This window comes from Serratia sp. CY74737 (assembly GCF_052166775.1).
GTDB classification, from domain to species: domain Bacteria; phylum Pseudomonadota; class Gammaproteobacteria; order Enterobacterales; family Enterobacteriaceae; genus Serratia; species Serratia ureilytica.
In genome coordinates this window covers 40,619-57,658 of the sequence record NZ_JBJNOF010000020.1, presented here as the reverse complement: position 1 = coordinate 57,658, position 17,040 = coordinate 40,619, and the positions used below count along the sequence as shown (strand labels likewise).

The 17,040-nt window shown below is 58.9% G+C and carries 18 protein-coding genes; 11 read left to right on the top strand and 7 right to left on the bottom strand.

All coding sequences use genetic code 11. The features are described 5' to 3' along the window. The first annotated feature begins 11 nt into the window (after positions 1-11). The 5 genes from rfaF to ACJ8PE_RS23170 are packed head-to-tail and all read left to right on the top strand — an operon-like array spanning position 12 to position 5,436. Positions 12-1,058, top strand: coding sequence for an ADP-heptose--LPS heptosyltransferase RfaF (gene rfaF / locus ACJ8PE_RS23190; RefSeq protein ID WP_047025854.1), 1,047 nt, complete (start codon positions 12-14; stop codon positions 1,056-1,058). 2 nt (positions 1,059-1,060) lie between these two features. Beyond that, positions 1,061-2,026: a lipopolysaccharide heptosyltransferase RfaC gene (gene rfaC, locus ACJ8PE_RS23185; protein ID WP_197761865.1), complete on the top strand. Its 966-nt coding sequence runs from the start codon at positions 1,061-1,063 to the stop codon at positions 2,024-2,026. Continuing rightward, positions 2,023-3,189 carry a glycosyltransferase gene (locus tag ACJ8PE_RS23180; protein ID WP_122016977.1) on the top strand — a complete coding sequence of 389 codons (1,167 nt, stop codon included), beginning with the start codon at positions 2,023-2,025 and terminating at the stop codon, positions 3,187-3,189. The genes rfaC and ACJ8PE_RS23180 overlap by 4 nt, the downstream gene beginning before the upstream one ends. A 28-nt stretch (positions 3,190-3,217) precedes the next feature. Next, entirely contained in the window at positions 3,218-4,459 is a 1,242-nt protein-coding gene (locus ACJ8PE_RS23175; protein WP_060660131.1) for an O-antigen ligase family protein, read from the top strand. Continuing rightward, complete coding sequence (locus tag ACJ8PE_RS23170) at positions 4,456-5,436, top strand: glycosyltransferase (RefSeq protein WP_149542944.1); 981 nt, start codon at positions 4,456-4,458, stop codon at positions 5,434-5,436. Before ACJ8PE_RS23175 ends, ACJ8PE_RS23170 begins: the two co-directional genes overlap by 4 nt. A gap of 36 nt (positions 5,437-5,472) precedes the next feature. Here the strand turns inward: ACJ8PE_RS23170 and ACJ8PE_RS23165 are convergent, their stop codons facing one another. Both ACJ8PE_RS23165 and ACJ8PE_RS23160 read right to left on the bottom strand, forming a co-directional pair. Beyond that, a complete protein-coding gene (locus ACJ8PE_RS23165) occupies positions 5,473-6,567 on the bottom strand; it encodes a glycosyltransferase family 9 protein (protein WP_197761868.1) in 1,095 nt (364 codons plus the stop codon). A gap of 8 nt (positions 6,568-6,575) precedes the next feature. Beyond that, entirely contained in the window at positions 6,576-7,532 is a 957-nt protein-coding gene (locus ACJ8PE_RS23160; RefSeq protein WP_197797992.1) for a polysaccharide deacetylase family protein, read from the bottom strand. Between the two features lie 210 nt (positions 7,533-7,742). Between ACJ8PE_RS23160 and rfaQ the strand changes: the two genes are divergently transcribed. Genes rfaQ through ACJ8PE_RS23145 form a run of 3 tightly spaced genes read left to right on the top strand, consistent with a single transcriptional unit; the run spans position 7,743 to position 11,052 of the window. Next, positions 7,743-8,825: a putative lipopolysaccharide heptosyltransferase III gene (rfaQ, locus tag ACJ8PE_RS23155; RefSeq protein ID WP_197793778.1), complete on the top strand. Its 1,083-nt coding sequence runs from the start codon at positions 7,743-7,745 to the stop codon at positions 8,823-8,825. Beyond that, positions 8,822-9,949: a glycosyltransferase family 4 protein gene (locus tag ACJ8PE_RS23150; protein WP_042785587.1), complete on the top strand. Its 1,128-nt coding sequence runs from the start codon at positions 8,822-8,824 to the stop codon at positions 9,947-9,949. Before rfaQ ends, ACJ8PE_RS23150 begins: the two co-directional genes overlap by 4 nt. Positions 9,950-9,951: 2 nt before the next feature. Further along, entirely contained in the window at positions 9,952-11,052 is a 1,101-nt protein-coding gene (locus ACJ8PE_RS23145; RefSeq protein WP_197793779.1) for a glycosyltransferase, read from the top strand. Between the two features lie 44 nt (positions 11,053-11,096). Here ACJ8PE_RS23145 and ACJ8PE_RS23140 read toward each other — a convergent pair whose 3' ends face one another. Continuing rightward, positions 11,097-12,110 carry a glycosyltransferase family 9 protein gene (locus ACJ8PE_RS23140; protein WP_197793780.1) on the bottom strand — a complete coding sequence of 338 codons (1,014 nt, stop codon included), beginning with the start codon at positions 12,108-12,110 and terminating at the stop codon, positions 11,097-11,099. A 125-nt stretch (positions 12,111-12,235) separates the two neighbouring features. On the opposite strand from ACJ8PE_RS23140, the gene waaA reads away from it, so the two are divergent. Genes waaA through coaD form a run of 3 tightly spaced genes read left to right on the top strand, consistent with a single transcriptional unit; the run spans position 12,236 to position 14,776 of the window. Next, positions 12,236-13,513 (top strand): lipid IV(A) 3-deoxy-D-manno-octulosonic acid transferase, encoded by a 1,278-nt coding sequence (gene waaA, locus ACJ8PE_RS23135; RefSeq protein WP_019452200.1) that lies wholly within the window; start codon positions 12,236-12,238, stop codon positions 13,511-13,513. Continuing rightward, positions 13,514-14,287, top strand: coding sequence for a glycosyltransferase family 2 protein (locus ACJ8PE_RS23130; RefSeq protein WP_197793781.1), 774 nt, complete (start codon positions 13,514-13,516; stop codon positions 14,285-14,287). It begins immediately after the preceding gene. Between the two features lie 3 nt (positions 14,288-14,290). Then, positions 14,291-14,776, top strand: coding sequence for a pantetheine-phosphate adenylyltransferase (gene coaD / locus ACJ8PE_RS23125; protein WP_033645183.1), 486 nt, complete (start codon positions 14,291-14,293; stop codon positions 14,774-14,776). A 3-nt stretch (positions 14,777-14,779) separates the two neighbouring features. On the opposite strand, the gene mutM is transcribed toward coaD, so the two are convergent. From mutM to radC, 4 genes are all read right to left on the bottom strand, one after another. Further along, positions 14,780-15,595: a bifunctional DNA-formamidopyrimidine glycosylase/DNA-(apurinic or apyrimidinic site) lyase gene (mutM, locus tag ACJ8PE_RS23120; RefSeq protein ID WP_197796975.1), complete on the bottom strand. Its 816-nt coding sequence runs from the start codon at positions 15,593-15,595 to the stop codon at positions 14,780-14,782. An 82-nt stretch (positions 15,596-15,677) separates the two neighbouring features. After that, a complete protein-coding gene (rpmG, locus tag ACJ8PE_RS23115; protein ID WP_002442576.1) occupies positions 15,678-15,845 on the bottom strand; it encodes a 50S ribosomal protein L33 in 168 nt (55 codons plus the stop codon). Positions 15,846-15,856: 11 nt separating this feature from the next. Next, positions 15,857-16,093 carry a 50S ribosomal protein L28 gene (rpmB, locus tag ACJ8PE_RS23110; protein WP_004931195.1) on the bottom strand — a complete coding sequence of 79 codons (237 nt, stop codon included), beginning with the start codon at positions 16,091-16,093 and terminating at the stop codon, positions 15,857-15,859. Positions 16,094-16,355: 262 nt separating this feature from the next. Further along, on the bottom strand, positions 16,356-17,039 hold the full coding sequence (gene radC, locus ACJ8PE_RS23105; RefSeq protein ID WP_016929682.1) for a RadC family protein: 684 nt from the start codon (positions 17,037-17,039) through the stop codon (positions 16,356-16,358). Position 17,040 lies beyond the last annotated feature (1 nt).

Here is a 17,040-nt window from a genome sequence, read left to right as displayed (position 1 = left end):
TAACGCTGGGTATGAAAATACTGGTTATCGGCCCTTCTTGGGTTGGCGACATGATGATGTCGCAAAGTCTCTATCGCACCCTGAAGGCCGAATACCCGTCGGCGGAGATCGATGTGATGGCGCCGGCCTGGTGCCGCCCGTTGCTGGCGCGCATGCCGGAAGTCAATCAGGCGCTGGCGATGCCGCTGGGCCACGGCGCGCTGGGGCTCGGCGAGCGCCGCCGCCTGGGGCGCGCTCTGCGCGCCAACCGTTACGATCGCGCTTACGTTCTGCCCAACTCGTTCAAATCCGCGCTGGTGCCTTTCTTCGCCGATATCCCGCAGCGCACCGGCTGGCGGGGCGAAATGCGCTACGGCCTGCTGAACGACGTGCGCGTGCTCGACAAGGCGGCTTTCCCGCTGATGGTGCAGCGCTATGTGGCGCTGGCCTATGACAAAGGCCGCGTTCAGCGCGCCGACGATCTGCCGCAGCCGCTGCTGTGGCCGCAGCTGCGGGTGAGCGACGAAGAGATCGCCGAAACCACCTCAGCCTTCAACCTGACCGACAGCCGCCCGATCGTCGGCTTCTGCCCAGGCGCGGAGTTCGGCCCCGCCAAGCGCTGGCCGCACTATCACTACGCGGCGCTGGCTCAACGGCTGATCGAGAGCGGCTATCAAATCGCGCTGTTCGGTTCGGCAAAAGACCATGAGGCCGGCGAACAGATCCGCGCCGCGTTGCAGGACGACGCGCGCGATTTCTGCCTTAATCTGGCCGGAAAAACCCAGCTGGAGCAGGCGGTGATCCTGATCGCGGCCTGCCGGGCGGTGGTCAGCAACGACTCCGGTTTAATGCACGTTGCCGCAGCGTTGAACAAACCGCTGATAGCCTTGTACGGCCCAAGCAGCCCCGACTTCACGCCGCCGCTCTCCGACAAGGCGCGGGTGATTCGCTTAATCAGCGGCTACCACAAGGTGCGTAAGGGCGATGCCGAACAGGGGTATCACCAAAGTTTGATCGATATTCAGCCGCAGCAAGTGTTGGATGCGCTGACGCCGTTGCTTGTCGCCAGCGAGGAATAGTCATGCAGGTGTTAATCGTAAAAACGTCCTCGATGGGAGACGTGCTGCATACGCTGCCCGCCCTGACCGATGCGCTGCAGGCCATTCCCGATATCCGCTTCGACTGGGTAGTGGAAGAAGGTTTCAGCCAAATCCCCACCTGGCACCCGGCGGTGGATCGCGTGATCCCGGTGGCCATTCGCCGCTGGCGCAAAAACTGGTTCGGCAGCGACACCCGACAGCAGCGCTGCGACTTCAAGCGCGCGCTGCAAGAACGCCGTTACGACGTGGTGATCGACGCGCAGGGCCTGATGAAAAGCGCCGCGCTGATCACGCGCGTCGCCAAGGGCAACAAACATGGCCCTGACTGCAAAAGCGCGCGCGAACCGTTCGCCAGCTGGTTCTACAACGTGCGCCATGAGATAGACAAACGGCAGCACGCGGTGGAACGCACGCGCGAGCTGTTCGCCAAAAGCCTCGGCTACGATAAACCGGGCAGCTACGGCGACTATGCCATCGCCGCGCGCTTTCTCAGCCAGCCGCCGGCCGATGCCGGTCAATATCTGGTGTTTTTGCACGCTACGACCCGCGACGACAAGCATTGGCCGGAGCAGAACTGGCGCGAGCTGATCGCGCTGACGGTCGACAGCGGGCTGAAGATCAAACTGCCCTGGGGGGCGGAGCATGAACATCAGCGCGCGCTGCGGTTGGCGGAAGGTTTCCCACATGTCGAGGTGCTGCCGAAGCTCAGCCTGCAGCAGGTGGCTGACGTGCTGGCGGGCGCCAGGGGCGTGGTCTCGGTCGACACCGGGCTCAGCCATTTGACCGCCGCGCTCGACAAACCGAACATCACGCTGTTTGGGCCGACCGATCCCGGCCTGATCGGCGGCTACGGGCAAAATCAGCACTCTCTGATTTCGCCGGAAAAAAGCATGGCGACAATCGACGCCGATACGGCATGGCAGGCGTTGCAAAAGGTTATAGCATGAAAAAACTGCACATTATCAACCTGGGTAAAATGGGCGGCGTCGAGCGCCTGTTCCTGCAGTACATCAACGATACCACCGACGGCAGCAACCAGGTCCTGTGCATCAGCGGCGACATCGGCGAGGAGATCCGCCGCCAGTTGCCGGCGCACCAGCCCGTCACCTTCGCCAACCGCCTGATCAATGCGCTGCCGCTGCGCTGCCCGCAGTTCCTGCGAAAATTTCTGTTGAAGTGGAAAATCGAGCGGGCCAACGCCGACGTGGTGATCGTCTGGGACCTGGTGCCGGGGCTGGCGGCCAAACCCAAGCGCGGCAAGCTGGTTTACTACGATCACGGCTGCTCCTGGCGCTACCCGAAAAATCAAAAGACGCTGCGTTTCTTCGCCATGCTGGACGGCGTGATTTCCGCCTCACACGCCTCGAAGCGGGTGATGGAGCTGCGCTTTAATCTGCCTTGCCCAAACCACGTGGTGATCAACCGCATCAAGACGCCGGCGGGGATCGACAACACGCCGAAAACGCTGTCACAGCCGATCAGAATCGGCACCGCCTCGCGTCTGGTCAGCCTGAAAGGCATCAGCGTTTCATTATTGATGATGCAGGAACTGCTGCGACGCGGGCATGACGTCACGCTGGAAGTGGCCGGCAAAGGGCCGGATCGCGCGGCGTTCGAGGCACTGGCGGCCCGGCTCCAGCTCGGCGATCGCGTCACCTTCAGCGGTTACCAGGATGACGTCGCCGGCTTCTTCAATCGCACGCACATTTACATGAGCACGCCGATCACCGAGCCGTTCGGCTTGTCCTGCATGGAATCGCTCTATTTCGGCGTGCCGGTCATCTTCCCGCAGGTTGACGGCCAGCCGGAAGCGGTGAAAGACGGCGTCTGCGGCATTGGCCTGGTTCCGTCGGTCACCATCGAACAACACCGGCAGCTCACCGATATCGAGGTCGACTTCCCGCATAAAGTCTACGATCCGTTAACCGACAGCCTGGTGTCGCCCAAGCTGTTGTCGCATATCGACTGTGCGGATGCCGTTGAGACATTGCTGGCGGGCGAAACCTACCAGACGTTGAGCCGAAACGCGCAGCGCTATCCTGCTGAACATTTCAACTATGCTCAGTTCAAAGCTGAGTTTGACGACACGCTGCGATCCTTCATCGTTTAATCAACACGTGAGCCGGAAAACACGCCCGATGCTAAAACAAAAAACGCCGCACCCTGCCTTCAGTTATTTGATTTATCTGGGATGCGCCATCGCTTTTTGCACCATTCCTTTCGGTTCCGCGACCGGACGCAATCTGTTTTACGTTTCCAGCTACATCGCCTTTATCGCCGTTTGCCTGTATCCGCGCTACTACTTCAGCAACGTTAAAAATCTGCTGTTGCCCGCGCTGATGTTCTGCGTCGGCATGGGCACCATCCTGTGGATGCATCACTTCAAACAGCCGGGTGAGTACATCAACATTTATCGCTCTTATATGTCGACCGGCAAACTGCAGCTCGCAACCGCTTTCATCTTGCTGATTGCGCTCAATGAGCGGCTGTGCGTGCAGCGCCTGCTGATCGTCGTGGCCCTCGTTACCGGCCTGGCGATCAACGGCTATTCCCTCTATCAGGGATTGCGGCTGGATATTCCTCGCGTGGAGCTTAACTTCGATCGCGCCACGGTCGCTGCCTATCTGATGACCGCCATCGATCTGGTGATGATGCAAGCCATCCTGATGCTGCGCACCCGCTACCGCCTGGTGCTGTACATTGCGGCGTTCCTGCTTTCCTTCTCTGCGCTGGTGCTGACCGGCACCCGCGCGGCGATGCTGGTTTACCCGGTGGCGATTTGTCTGTCGCTGCTGGCGACCAAGCATCTGGTTTCCAGGAAACACAAGCTCGCGTTGGTGGCCTCGGTACCGCTGCTGCTCGTAGCCTGCGGCCTGGTGTTCAAACCGCAGATAGAAGAACGCATTCAGGCCTTTGAGACCGACATGCGTCTGATGGATCAGCCACAGACTGAAAACTCGATCATTTCCCGACTGTCGATGCAAACGCTGGCATGGCGCACCGGCTCACAAGCTCCTTGGGGTCAATCCGCCGAGCAGCGCGGTGAAGAGATCCGCGCCATCGTCGCGCAGCAACCTCGCCTGTCTGGCGTCATGCCTTACATCAACGTGCATCTGCATAACGAGCTGCTGGAAACCTATTCGCTCAAGGGGGTCTGGGGGGCGTTGCTGTTGCTGGCGCTGTATGTCGGCCTGTTCTTCTCTTCATTCCGGCCGCAGCGCAACGCGCTGTTGCTGAGCGTGAGCGCCAGCCTGTTCGTTTACGGTCTTAGCGACGTCATCTTCTTCAGCACGGAAGGCACCGTCATGTTCTGTCTGGCGCTGATCGCCGCCGTGCTCTCCGTGGCGAAACCGCCTTCCGCCCAGGAGCAGACCGCGTGAAAACTCATCAGCCACCGCTGCTCAGCGTTATCGTGCCGTTTTACAATAACGAAGCGTTCGTCATCGCTGCGCTGGATTCGTTATTTACGCAGATTTCTGATGAGATTGAGGTGGTCATCATCGACGATGGCTCTACCGATGCGTCAGGGGCGCTGGTCAGCCGGTATCTGGCGCAGCGGCAGCATCCGCACGTGGCTTTTATTTCACAGGCCAACGGCGGCATTGCGCACGCCCGCAATGTCGGCCTGCAGCATGCCGCCGGCCGCTACGTCACCTTTCTCGACGGCGACGATCTGCTGAGCGACGACTATCTGGCGATCCTGCGGCCCCTGCTGATCGCCGATGAATATGACCTGATCGATTTTAATTATCAGAAGTTCACCGAACAACCGCCGAAACCCGAGAACCGCGCGACGCAGCCCGCAGCCTACGACTTTTCCTCGTTGGGGCTGGGCAGCCTGCAACCGCTGTTCGCACGCTCGATGTGGCATCTCTGGAGCCGGGTATATAAGCGCACGCTGCTGGCAGGGGAAACGTTCGAAGACGGCAGGCGTTATGAAGACGTGATTTTCACGCCTTTTCAGTATTTCAAAACTCGCCGCATCGCCCATCTTGACTGCGAACTCTATTTCTACCGGGATAACAGCCAGGGCATCACCCGCAATATCAAACCCAAAGATATTGAAGATTTGCTGTTCGCCATGGAGAAGATGCTGCGCTTTGTGGCGCAGCATCCTGGGGATGAGCCGCTGCGCCGGTTGGCCGCCCTGATGCTGGCCAACTGCTTTTCCGAGGTGAAAAGCATGTCGAAGGCGGTGTACGGTTATTATCATTACGCGCCGGCAACGCTGCAAATTCTGCGCCGCGCCGCCGCTGTCTGCCGCAACAGCGACGTGCCGGGCAAAAAAGTCCGCCAGATGCGCTATGCGCGAGTGGATACCTTTCTTTCGAAGCTGCGCGGGCGCAAACCACGCTAACCGCATCGGCCTGGCGGCCGATGCGTCGCCGCACCTCTAGCGCGCTAAAGGCACGTGCGCGACCAGTTCGTCATAAATCCGCTGCGGCTGAATGACCCCCATCGGGCTTTCCGCCTCCAGCGGCATCGTATAGCCGGTGCGCGACACCTGAATGATGCGGTGCAGTTCAGGATCCTGAATCGGCCCGGTGGAGCGTGAATCGGCGGTCACGAACAGGCTGATGGTTTTCACCTTCAACGCCACCGCCAGATGCAGCGGCCCGGTGTCGCCGGTGACCAGAACATGGAAACTGTCGAGCAACGTCAGCAAGCCTTGCAGCCCCGTTTTACCGATCTGATTATCCACGCAGGCCTGCGTTTGCGGGCCGATCAGGCTCATAAACTGCTGGGCCTTGCCGTCGTCAAGCGGTGCGCCAATCAGCACGATGCGCACATTGGGGTGCTTCGCCACCAGCTCATCGGCCAGGCGCGCATAGTGCGACACCGGCCAGCAACGCGACTCCGTCGATGCCCCCAGTTGAAAACCGATGGTGGGATGGTCGCTGCTTTTGACGCCGCGCTGATAGTCCACGGGAATTTCCATCGTCGGATCGTCGCTACGGCAGCCCAAAATGGAAATCAGCTCCAGTTTGCGGCGCACGAAATGGCCGTAATAATGGAAGATATAGTTGGTTAACCAAGGTTCCAGCCCGCAAATACCCGAGCTGTAGTTATCCCTGATGATGTACTTTGCCCCCGCCATGACGGCGCTGATGATGTCATAAGGCAGGTGAGAGTGCAGGATCAGCGCCAAATCCGGCTGATATTCGCGCAGCGATTTCAGCAATGGGCGTATCGTCTTGATCTTGCTGTCCCAATACACCACGCGATCGTAATAGCGGCCGTTTTCCACCAGTTCGCGGTTTTTCTTGTGCACCACCAGCGTGATGTGCGCGTTGGGATAGCGTTCCCTCATCGCCCTCAATGCCGGCGTGTTGAACATGAAGTCGCCCAATGCCGTGGTGGAGTAGATGACGATATTGTCAAACTGCTGGGCGCCGTCGAACGTCGCCTTGTCCTGAAAACGGCCGTACTTCGCCGTATAGCGCCGCAAAAACCAGTCGGCAACCTTAATTTTCCATTTCTTCGACATGTGCGTGCTTAGCTCGCTTTAAGTTGATAATACTCGGCCAGCGTCATGCCCACCGTGCGCTGCTGCAGCCAGTCAAACAGCTGCTCCAGATCGCGGTACAGCACTTCGATATCCTGCTCGGTTTTGAACGTCGGGCTGCCGCCCGGCATAAACTCGGAGGAGTGCAGCATAAACTCGACGTAGTCATGCCCCTGCGCCAACGACGTCTCTGCCACGCTGATCATCTTGGCCACGTTGCCGCCACTCGGCCGCAGCCAGTTGACGGACGGCGAACGCCGCTTGCCGCGCAGCCGATCATAGCCCTGCTTGAACGCATTCATCAGCGCCGAATGCTTGTACTGGATGCTCATCGGCACTTCCAGCAGCGACGAAGCACCCGGCTTGGCGATGTTCTGCGGATCGATGAAATAGGCGTGCGACGGGAACCGGCTGTAATCGGTACCGCCGTTGCCCTGCGGGTTGCCCGGCGAAAACTGCCAGTTGACCCGCGGCGTAACCGAACAATCCACCTGATAGCCGTATTCCAGCAGCAGTGAGGCATAGTATTCGTTGAACGCCCAACGGCCGGCGCGATGGCTGAGCATTTTGGTCTGGAAGGCGTCCTCCAGCAGTTTGGTCATGTGGTCGACCTTGGCGCGTATCTGATCGGCGGGATACTCGATCAAATAAGGCTTGTGGCGCCAGTCGTCATCGGTGAGCGGCGTCAGCGGCGGGCTGTTCCAGGCGTGCAGATGCATGCCGACTTCACCGGCGCCGCGGGCGATCACGTCACGCGCGAACTCGACGTAAGCCGGATCCATCGCCATTTCATAGTTGGTGAGATAAACCGGCTTGAAGGCATATTTCTCGCACAGCGCCTGAAAGCGCGGCAAGAAACGCGTGTTTTCGGTCGCGATGCGATCGTGGTTTTGCCACAGATTATCGCCTTCGGTATCAATGGTGATGAGAAACGCCGGTTTAGTCATGAATATCGAACCTGATATCAACAGAATACGCTATGTTACGCAGGCCGTTTCGCCAGGGCAAACGACTTTGCTGCCTGGTTTGGACAACGTTGAAGCGCATTCGTCCCTGCTCCGGCGATTTTTTTGCGGCTCGGCAAGAAAACCGAGCAACAGTAGCCACATGCGATCGGGTCATTTAGAATCAAAGATTGGTTTCCCAGAAAGCGACTCATGATGAACGACGCGCCAGCCCTAACTTCCGCCCCATCCGTACAGCGTATTCTGATCATAAAACTGCGCCACCACGGCGATATGCTGCTGGTCACGCCGGTCATCAGCAGCCTGCGGCAAAACTACCCGCAGGCCCGGATCGATGTGCTGCTGTATCAGGAAACGCAGGAGATGCTGGCCAGTAATCCGGAACTGTCGACCCTGTTCGCCATCGATCGCCAATGGAAAAAACAGGGTACCCGCGCTCACCTCGGACATGAGCTGGCGCTGCTGCGCCGCCTGAAGGCGCAGCGCTACGATCTGGTGGTCAATCTGGCCGATCAGTGGCGCAGCGCCATCATCACGCGCCTGACCGGCGCGCGCATCCGTTTGGGCTTCGATTTCCCCAAACGCCGCGGCTTCCTGTGGCGCCACTGCCACACGCAGCTGGTGCCGGTAGACAATCACGCCCACTTGCATACCGTCGAACAAAATCTCTCGTTGCTGGCGCCGCTGAACCTGCTTGCGCTCAATGAACATGTCACCATGAGTTATGATCCGCAGGATTGGCAGACCTGTGAGCAACTGTTGCAGAAACAGGGCGCCGCCGGCAGTTATATTGTGGTGCAGCCCACCTCGCGCTGGTTCTTCAAATGCTGGAGCGAAGAGAAAATGGCCGCCACCCTCACCGCCTTGCAGGCCGACGGCCACCAGTTGGTGATCACCTCCGGCCCCGACGCCAGAGAAAAAGCCATGGTCGAGCGCATTTTGGCGCTCTGCCCGCCGCAGGGCGTAATCTCGTTGGCCGGCCAGCTGACGCTGCGCCAACTGGCCGCCCTGATTGACCACGCCAAGCTGTTTATCGGCGTGGATTCGGTGCCGATGCATATGGCCGCCGCGCTGCAAACGCCGTGCGTGGCGTTATTCGGCCCTTCCAAGCTGACTTTCTGGCGGCCATGGCAGGCTACCGGCGCCGTGATCTGGGCCGGCGACTTTGGCGAACTGCCCGACCCGGACGCCATCGATACCGGCACCGATGAACGGTATCTCGACCTCATTCCTACAGACGCGGTGATTGCAGCCGCGCGGAGCACGCTGGCATGAAAGCATTTCGTTTGGCGATCGTTCGCCAAAAATACCGCCCGGACGGCGGAGCCGAACGTTTCGTTTCCCGCGCCCTGGAGGCGCTGGAGCAACAGGATCTCGATCTGAACGTCATCACTCGCGAATGGCAGGGTGACGCCAATCCAAACTGGCATATTCACCTGTGTAACCCGTTGAAACTCGGCCGCATCAGTCGCGAACGGGGCTTCGCCGTGGCGGCCAGGGCGCTGTGGCAGAAAGAGCGCTTCGATCTGGTGCAAAGCCATGAGCGCATTCCCGGCTGCGATATCTACCGCGCCGGCGACGGCGTACACCGCCGCTGGCTGCTGCAACGCGCGCGGCTGCTGCCCGAGTGGCGCCGCAAGTGGCTGTTTTCCAACCGTTATCACCGCTATGTGATGTGCGCCGAGCGCGCCATGTACGCCGCACCGGAGCTGAAAGCCGTCATCTGCAACGCCGAAATGATCAAACGGGAAATCATCGCCGACTTTGGCGTGCCCGCCGACAAAATCACGGTGATCTATAACGCCATCGACAATCAAAAGTTCCCGCCCGCCGACGAGGCCCAGCGCCGACGCCTGCGTGAACAATATCAGATCCCGCAACAGGCGCACTGCCTGATCTTCGTCGGCTCCGGTTTCGAGCGCAAAGGGCTGGCCGCCGCCATCCGCGCCGTGGCGGCGACCGACAGCCACCTCTTGGTGATCGGTAAAGACAAAGCCGAAAAGCGTTACCGGGCGCTGGCGCAGTCGCTGGGCTGCGGCGATCGCATTCACTTTATGGGCGTGCAGAAGCAGACTCTGCCGTTCTATCAGGCCGCGGATGCGCTGCTGCTGCCGACGCTGTACGATCCGTTCCCGAATGTGATTCTGGAAGCGATGTCCTGCGGCCTGCCGGTTGTCACCAGCACCACCTGCGGCGGCGCCGAGTTTATCACCCCGGGCCAGAACGGCTTTGTGACAGACGCGCTCGACGTGCCGGCCATCACAGAAGCCATTCGGGCGCTGCCGCGCCAGGCGCTGGGATCCTCCATGGGCGAAGCGGCAAGATTGCGCATTATGACGGCTACGCCGGCGCATCTCTCCGAACAGCTCATTTCCCTCTATAACCGGTTACTGGATTAGCTATGCGTATTCTGATGATCATCGATGGCCTGCCGGGAGGCGGCGCGGAAAAAGTGGTGCTGACCCTGTGTCAGGGCATGCAGCAACAGGGGCATGACGTCAGTCTGATCTCGCTGCGTGACGTCTGCAATTACCCTATCCCGTCAGGCATTGATTATCAGGTGGTGGCCGATCGCAGCCGTGCCCCCTGGCGCAAGCTGACCGAGCTGTCGCGCCGCGCCGCCGCGCTGGATCGGGCGATAGCCGAACACGAGCGCCAACACGGCGCGTTCGATCTGGTGTTCTCCAACCTGCACAAAACCGATCGCATCGTCAGCCGCAGTAAGCGGCTGGCTTCGGATCGCCTGTGGTTCTGCATTCACGGCATTCTCTCCACCTCCTACCTCGGCCACCGCAAAGGCCTGGATCGCTGGCTCAAGCAACGTAAAATCGCCAACGTTTACCAGGGGAGAAATATCGTCGCCGTTTCACAGGCGGTCGGTGGCGATCTGCAGCAGAATTTGCCGATCCGCCCGCGTCGGCTGGCGGTCATCAATAACCCGTTCGACATCGACGCCATCCGGCAACAGGCAGCGGCGCCTTGCGAACTGGCCGGTCAGGACTATCTGGTGCACGTCGGCCGCTTTCACGCCACCAAGCGGCATGACCGCCTGCTGAAAGCCTATGCGCAATCTGGCATTCAGGCGCCGCTGGCTTTGATCGGCACCGGGGATGACGCCCGCGTCGCCGAGGTCAAGCGTCTGGCGGCAGACTTGGGTATCGCAGAGCGCGTGCTGTTCCTCGGCTTCCAGGCCAATCCCTATCCGTTTATCCGTCATGCCTCGCTGTTGGTGCTCAGCTCCGATAGCGAAGGGTTTGGCAATGTGCTGGTAGAATCGCTGTTGTGCGGCACGCCGGTGGTCAGCACCCGCTGTCCGGGCGGCCCTGCGGAAATTCTGGAAAAAACCGGCATGGCTAACGCGTTGGCGGAATTAAACGAAGCGTCGCTGGCAGAAAAAATGGCGGAAATTTACGCCAATCCGCCGCAGATAAATCAACAGCAATTGCTGAGCTATGGGCTGGAGCCTATTTGCCGTCAATATATTGAGCTGAAAGAAAAATAATAAAGTAATAAATAAGGCAGGTGATACCTGCCTTATTTTCTTCGCTAGCTTAGCGCCTGCATTTTCTGCCAAACCTCATCGACAGAAACATCTTCACAGTGCCCCGACTCACTCTGCAAAATATGATGACGGCCGGTCCATGGATGCCAGGACGTTTTATCGGTATCGCCAAAGAACACCACCATATCCTTATTCAGCGCGGCGGCAAGATGCATCTGCCCGCCGTCGCTGCACAGCACCCGATCGCATAAATCGAACCCGCCCAACAGCTCGCGCACCGAGGCCGTCGGATAAAACGCGACGCGTTCGTTTTGGCACAGCGCCAACAGCTGTTCTGCGCGCTGCTGATCGCCGATGTCGTCCGGCGCCAGCGTGCCCTGCGGCGACCAGAAGATCAGCACGCCGGTGCGGGGATCGGCGGTCAGGCGGTTGATGATTTCGGCATAGCGTTCAACCGGCCAGCGCCTTTTCGGGCTACGGCTGCTGATATGCACGGCGCAAACCCGTTCGACCGATGGCAGGCGTTCCTGCAGCCGCTGCGCCGCCAGCTGCCGCTCTTCCGGCGTCAGGAATACCCGTACCGGCGGGATCGGAATGGTTTGATCGGTTATCGCCGATAAATAGCTGTAGGTGTGTTCGACCTGATGTAGACCGCGGAAATCGTCCTTGCGGAACGGGCGCTGAATATCTTTCGTGCCCAAATCGGCGCCGATGATATGGGTGGCGCCGGCCATTTTCGCTAAACGCAGGCTGTATTTGCAAGGCACCGGGTTGGCCAGAATGACCGCATCGAACTTTATTTTTCGCAGCTTCAGGAAGATCATCAGACGTTCGAAATAAACGCCCAACGTCGTTTCATTTTTCGCCTTGTGCTTGGCCTTTTTATAGACAAAGACTTTCTCGAGATGAGGGTTGTTTTTAACAACGTCCTGGCTGACTTTATTGATCAGCAGATAAACTTTTGCGTCTGGATAGGCAATTTTCACCCCTTCAATCAGAGGCGTGGTGCAAACAAGATCGCCGATGTTGTCGCGGCGAATAATTAAAATATTCTTCATTCCGAGCCTATCGGCGAAATCGCTCGCCGGTTGTCTGAAACTGACACCCAAGGTTACCAAATTAGCGCCTTTCCCTTCCAGTTATGGTACTATTCCGAATAACCCATATAAATGAAATTGATAGAATGTTGCTGCGTTTATATCAGGTACTACTCTACCTCATCCAACCCCTGATCTGGCTCCGCTTACTGCTGCGCAGCCGCAAAGCTCCAGCCTACCGTAAACGCTGGGCGGAACGCTATGGCTTCTGCGCCGGGAAAGTCGTGCCGGGCGGCATTATGCTGCATTCCGTCTCCGTCGGCGAAACGTTGGCGGCCATCCCGCTGGTGCGGGCGCTGCGCCATCGTTACCCCGCGTTGCCGATAACTGTGACCACAATGACCCCGACAGGTTCAGAACGCGTCCAGTCCGCTTTCGGCAAAGACGTGCATCATGTCTATCTGCCCTACGATCTGCCCGGTTCCATGAACCGCTTCCTCGACCAGGTGAATCCCAAGCTGGTGATCATCATGGAAACCGAGCTATGGCCTAACCTGATCAACGCACTGCATCAGCGGCAAATCCCCCTGGTGATCGCCAATGCGCGCCTGTCGGCGCGATCCGCCGCCGGCTATAAGAAAATTGGCGGATTCATGCGCGATATGCTGCGCCGCATTACGCTGATCGCCGCACAGAACCAGGAAGACGGCGATCGTTTTATCGAACTGGGCCTGAAACGCTCACAGCTGGCCGTTACCGGCAGCCTGAAATTCGATATCTCCGTCACCCCGGAACTGGCCGCCCGCGCCGTTACGCTGCGCCGCCAATGGGCGCCGCGCCGCCCGGTGTGGATCGCCACCAGCACCCATGAAGGCGAAGAAACCATCCTGCTCGAAGCGCACCGCAAGCTGCTGGAAAAACACCCCGACCTGCTGCTGATCCTGGTGCCGCGTCACCCGGAACGCTTCCCGACCGCCAAGGAACTGGTACAGAAGGCCGGCTTCAGCTACACCCTGCGCAGCAGCGGCGAAATCCCGTCCGGCAGCACCCAGGTGGTGATCGGCGATACCATGGGCGAACTCATGCTGCTGTACGGCATCGCCGATCTGGCCTTTGTCGGCGGCAGCCTGGTGGAACGTGGCGGGCATAACCCGCTGGAAGCCGCCGCCCACGCCATCCCGGTGCTGATGGGCCCGCATACCTTCAACTTTAAAGACATCTGCGCCAAGCTTTCGCAGGCCGAAGGCCTGATCACCGTGACCGACGTGGATTCGCTGGTAAAGGAAGTGGAAACCCTGTTGACCGACGAAGACTACCGCCGTTACTACGGCCGCCATGCGGTGGAAGTGTTGTATCAGAATCAGGGAGCGTTGCAGCGCCTGCTGCAGCTGCTGGAACCGCACCTGCCGCCCCGGAGTCACTGAATGAGCAGCCGCAAAAGCCTGTCGGTGGTGATGATCGCCAAAAACGAAGCCGGGCTGTTGCCGGACTGCCTGCGCTCTGTCGCCTGGGCCGATGAAATCATCGTGCTGGACTCCGGCAGCGAGGACAACAGCGTCGCCGTCGCCGAAAGTCTGGGCGCCAAAGTCTTCACGCACACCGACTGGCAAGGATTCGGCAAGCAGCGCCAGCTGGCGCAAAGCTACGCCAGCCATGACTACGTATTGATGATCGACGCCGACGAACGCGTCACCCCCGAACTGCGGCAATCCATCGAGCGGGTGTTGAACGCGCCTGACGACGGCGCCGTTTACAGCTGCGCGCGGCGCAACCTGTTCCTTGGCCGCTTCATGCGCCACAGCGGCTGGTATCCCGACCGCGTCAACCGCCTGTACGCCAATTCACGCTATCGCTATAACGACGATCTGGTGCACGAGTCGCTGAACATCGGCGACGCCAAAGTGATCCCCCTCAGCGGCGATATGCTGCACCTGACCTGCCGCGACTTCTTCGCCTTTCAGCGCAAACAGCTGCGCTATGCCGAAGAGTGGGCCACACAGCGCCACCGGGCCGGCAAGCGTTGCGGCTATCTGTCCATCCTGACCCACACGCTCGGCGCCTTCGTCAAAACCTGGCTGCTGCGGGCCGGCTTCCTCGACGGTAAACAGGGGTTGCTGTTAGCGGTGGTCAACGCGCAATATACCTTCAATAAATATGCCGCATTATGGGCATTGGGCCGCAACTACTCAGAGAAGTGAATCATGACCAGCAAAGCCATCTATCCCGGGACCTTCGATCCCATGACCAACGGCCACCTGGATTTAGTGACGCGCGCGTCGCTGATGTTCGATCACGTGATTCTGGCCATCGCCGCCAGCCCGAGCAAAAAGCCGCTGTTCAGCCTGGATGAGCGCGTGGCGCTGGCGACGCAGGTCACCTCGCATCTGGACAATGTGGAGGTACTGGGCTTCAGCGAGCTGATGGCGCATTTCGCCGCTCACCAGAATGCCAATATCCTGGTGCGCGGCCTGCGGGCGGTGTCTGACTTTGAGTACGAACTGCAGCTGGCGAACATGAACCGCCATTTGATGCCGACGCTGGAAAGCGTGTTCCTGATGCCTTCCGAAGAGTGGTCGTTCATCTCCTCCTCACTGGTGAAGGAGGTCGCCCGCCACGGCGGCGATATCGCGCCTTTCCTGCCCGATGTGGTCACTCAGGCGCTGATGGCGAAGCTCGCCGCCGCGTGATGCTCAGCGCTGGCAGCGTCGGCAAAAGAAGGTGCTGCGCTGCCCGTGCTTGGCGGATTCAATCGGCGTGCCGCATGTGCGGCACGGTTCTCCCGCCCGTCCGTAAACCTGCAGCTCCTGCGCGAAGTACCCCGGTTTCCCGTCCGACTGCAAAAAGTCGCGCAATGTGGTGCCGCCCTGCTCGATGGAGCGTTGCAACACCGCCTTGATGGTCTTCGCCAACAGCGCCGCTTCGGCTTTGGTCAAGGATCCCGCCGGACGATCGGGCAGGATCCCGGCGCTGAACAGCGATTCACTGGCGTAAATGTTACCGACCCCGACCACCAGCTTATTATCCATCAGCCACGGTTTGATCAGCGTGCGCTTATTACGTGATTTTTCATACAGGTAGTCACCGTTGAACGCCTCACTCAGCGGTTCTGGCCCCAGATGCGCCAACACGCTGCTGGTCGCCAGGTCTTCGCACCACAGCCAGGCGCCGAAGCGGCGCGGATCGGTATAGCGCAGGATCATACCGTTGTTGATCACCAAATCGACGTGGTCGTGTTTGCCGGCTTCGTCTTCGTTTTCCTCACGCAGCATGCGCAGGCTGCCCGACATGCCCAGATGCACGATAATCCAACCGCGCTCCAGCTCAATCAGCAGGTATTTGGCCCGACGCTGCACGCTGAGCACCGGCCGATCGCTCAGCGTCAGGATCTGCTCGGAAACCGGCCAGCGCAGGCGCGCGTTGCGCACCACCGCATACTGAATGCTGTGGCCGACAAGATAAGGCTCTATACCGCGTCTGCTCGTCTCAACTTCCGGTAATTCAGGCATCTGGCTTCCCCTCCGATGTTTTCTACCCTTTATAAAACAAAAAAACCCGGCCAAGGCCGGGTTTTTCATTAATCCACTAAAATTATTTAATTTTAGCTTCTTTGTATACTACGTGCTGACGGACAACTGGATCGAATTTCTTCAGTTCCAATTTTTCCGGCTTAGTACGCTTGTTCTTCGTGGTGGTATAGAAGTGACCAGTACCAGCAGAAGAAACCAGCTTGATCTTCTCGCGAACACCTTTAGCCATGATTCAGTTCCTTAATACTTCTCACCACGGGCACGCAGATCGGCCAGAACCGTCTCAATACCCTTCTTATCGATAACACGCATACCTTTAGCAGATACACGCAGAGTTACAAAGCGCTTCTCAGCCTCAACCCAAAAACGGTGTGAGTGCAGGTTAGGCAGAAAACGGCGTTTGGTCGCGTTCATTGCGTGGGAACGGTTGTTACCGCTCACCGGGCGCTTGCCAGTAACTTGGCAGACTCGGGACATGTCTATTCTCCAAAAATCAAATCAGCTCGAGCTTCGTATAGGGTATGGCCGCCTCGTCAGGCTTTTAGAGCCCATCTCAGCAAACTTCATACTGAGGAGACTCTCGTCATCAGGTAGAAACCACACATCAGGTCAGAAACCTGCTGAGATAGGCTCTTGCGCCAAACCCAAGATTCTCAAAGGTGGCGTAGTATACGCTCTGAAGCGTAAGTGCTCAAGTCCCGAACAGCTAAAGATCCCACAAGGATCGCGAAAAAATCGCTTAAAGCCATCCGCGCTCGGCAAAAGAGACGCATTCACCCCGACCGATCACCAAATGATCGAGCACTCGGATCTCCAATAACTGGCAGGCTTTCACCACCTGTTCAGTTATCAAACGGTCGGCATGACTGGGTTCAGCCTTACCCGAGGGGTGATTATGCGCGAGAATCAGCGCGGCGGCATTAGCCTTCAACGCTTCACGCACAATTTCTCTCGGGTAGACGACGACGCTGCTGATGGTACCAGCAAACATCTCCTGATGGCGAATAACCCGATGCTGATTGTCTAAAAACAATACCAAAAAGACCTCTCGCTCACGATGCGCCAGCAGGCTTTGCAGATAATGCTGGGTGACGCGCGGGTTAAGCATGGCGTTTTCCTGCGAGAGATGGCTGGAAAAGAAGCGAAGCGCCAGCTCGGCAATCGCCTGCAGTTGCGTATAGCTGGCGTCGCCCAGGCCTTTTTGACTGCAAAACGCCTGATGATCGGCCGACATCAGATGGTAAAGCGAGCCGAATCGGCGCAGCAGCTGCTCCGCCAGCTGCATTACGTGCACGCCGGGCAACCCGGTACGCAAGAAAATGGCCAACAGCTCTGCGTCGGACAGCGCCGCGGCCCCCTGCATCAACAGCTTTTCACGCGGCGCCAGCGCGCCCGGCCAGCACGCCACAGTCGGGTTGCTCATC

Coding starts and splice junctions, on each gene's coding strand:
- ACJ8PE_RS23130 (WP_197793781.1), top strand. CDS start 13,514: ATGAGCAGCCGCAAAAGCCTGTCGGTGGTGATGATCGCCAAAAACGAA.
- ACJ8PE_RS23180 (WP_122016977.1), top strand. CDS start 2,023: ATGAAAAAACTGCACATTATCAACCTGGGTAAAATGGGCGGCGTCGAG.
- coaD (WP_033645183.1), top strand. CDS start 14,291: ATGACCAGCAAAGCCATCTATCCCGGGACCTTCGATCCCATGACCAAC.
- ACJ8PE_RS23140 (WP_197793780.1), bottom strand. CDS start 12,110: ATGAAGAATATTTTAATTATTCGCCGCGACAACATCGGCGATCTTGTT.
- ACJ8PE_RS23145 (WP_197793779.1), top strand. CDS start 9,952: ATGCGTATTCTGATGATCATCGATGGCCTGCCGGGAGGCGGCGCGGAA.
- waaA (WP_019452200.1), top strand. CDS start 12,236: ATGTTGCTGCGTTTATATCAGGTACTACTCTACCTCATCCAACCCCTG.
- rfaQ (WP_197793778.1), top strand. CDS start 7,743: ATGATGAACGACGCGCCAGCCCTAACTTCCGCCCCATCCGTACAGCGT.
- ACJ8PE_RS23150 (WP_042785587.1), top strand. CDS start 8,822: ATGAAAGCATTTCGTTTGGCGATCGTTCGCCAAAAATACCGCCCGGAC.
- ACJ8PE_RS23160 (WP_197797992.1), bottom strand. CDS start 7,532: ATGACTAAACCGGCGTTTCTCATCACCATTGATACCGAAGGCGATAAT.
- radC (WP_016929682.1), bottom strand. CDS start 17,039: ATGAGCAACCCGACTGTGGCGTGCTGGCCGGGCGCGCTGGCGCCGCGT.
- rpmB (WP_004931195.1), bottom strand. CDS start 16,093: ATGTCCCGAGTCTGCCAAGTTACTGGCAAGCGCCCGGTGAGCGGTAAC.
- ACJ8PE_RS23165 (WP_197761868.1), bottom strand. CDS start 6,567: ATGTCGAAGAAATGGAAAATTAAGGTTGCCGACTGGTTTTTGCGGCGC.
- mutM (WP_197796975.1), bottom strand. CDS start 15,595: ATGCCTGAATTACCGGAAGTTGAGACGAGCAGACGCGGTATAGAGCCT.
- ACJ8PE_RS23175 (WP_060660131.1), top strand. CDS start 3,218: ATGCTAAAACAAAAAACGCCGCACCCTGCCTTCAGTTATTTGATTTAT.
- rfaC (WP_197761865.1), top strand. CDS start 1,061: ATGCAGGTGTTAATCGTAAAAACGTCCTCGATGGGAGACGTGCTGCAT.
- rfaF (WP_047025854.1), top strand. CDS start 12: ATGAAAATACTGGTTATCGGCCCTTCTTGGGTTGGCGACATGATGATG.
- rpmG (WP_002442576.1), bottom strand. CDS start 15,845: ATGGCTAAAGGTGTTCGCGAGAAGATCAAGCTGGTTTCTTCTGCTGGT.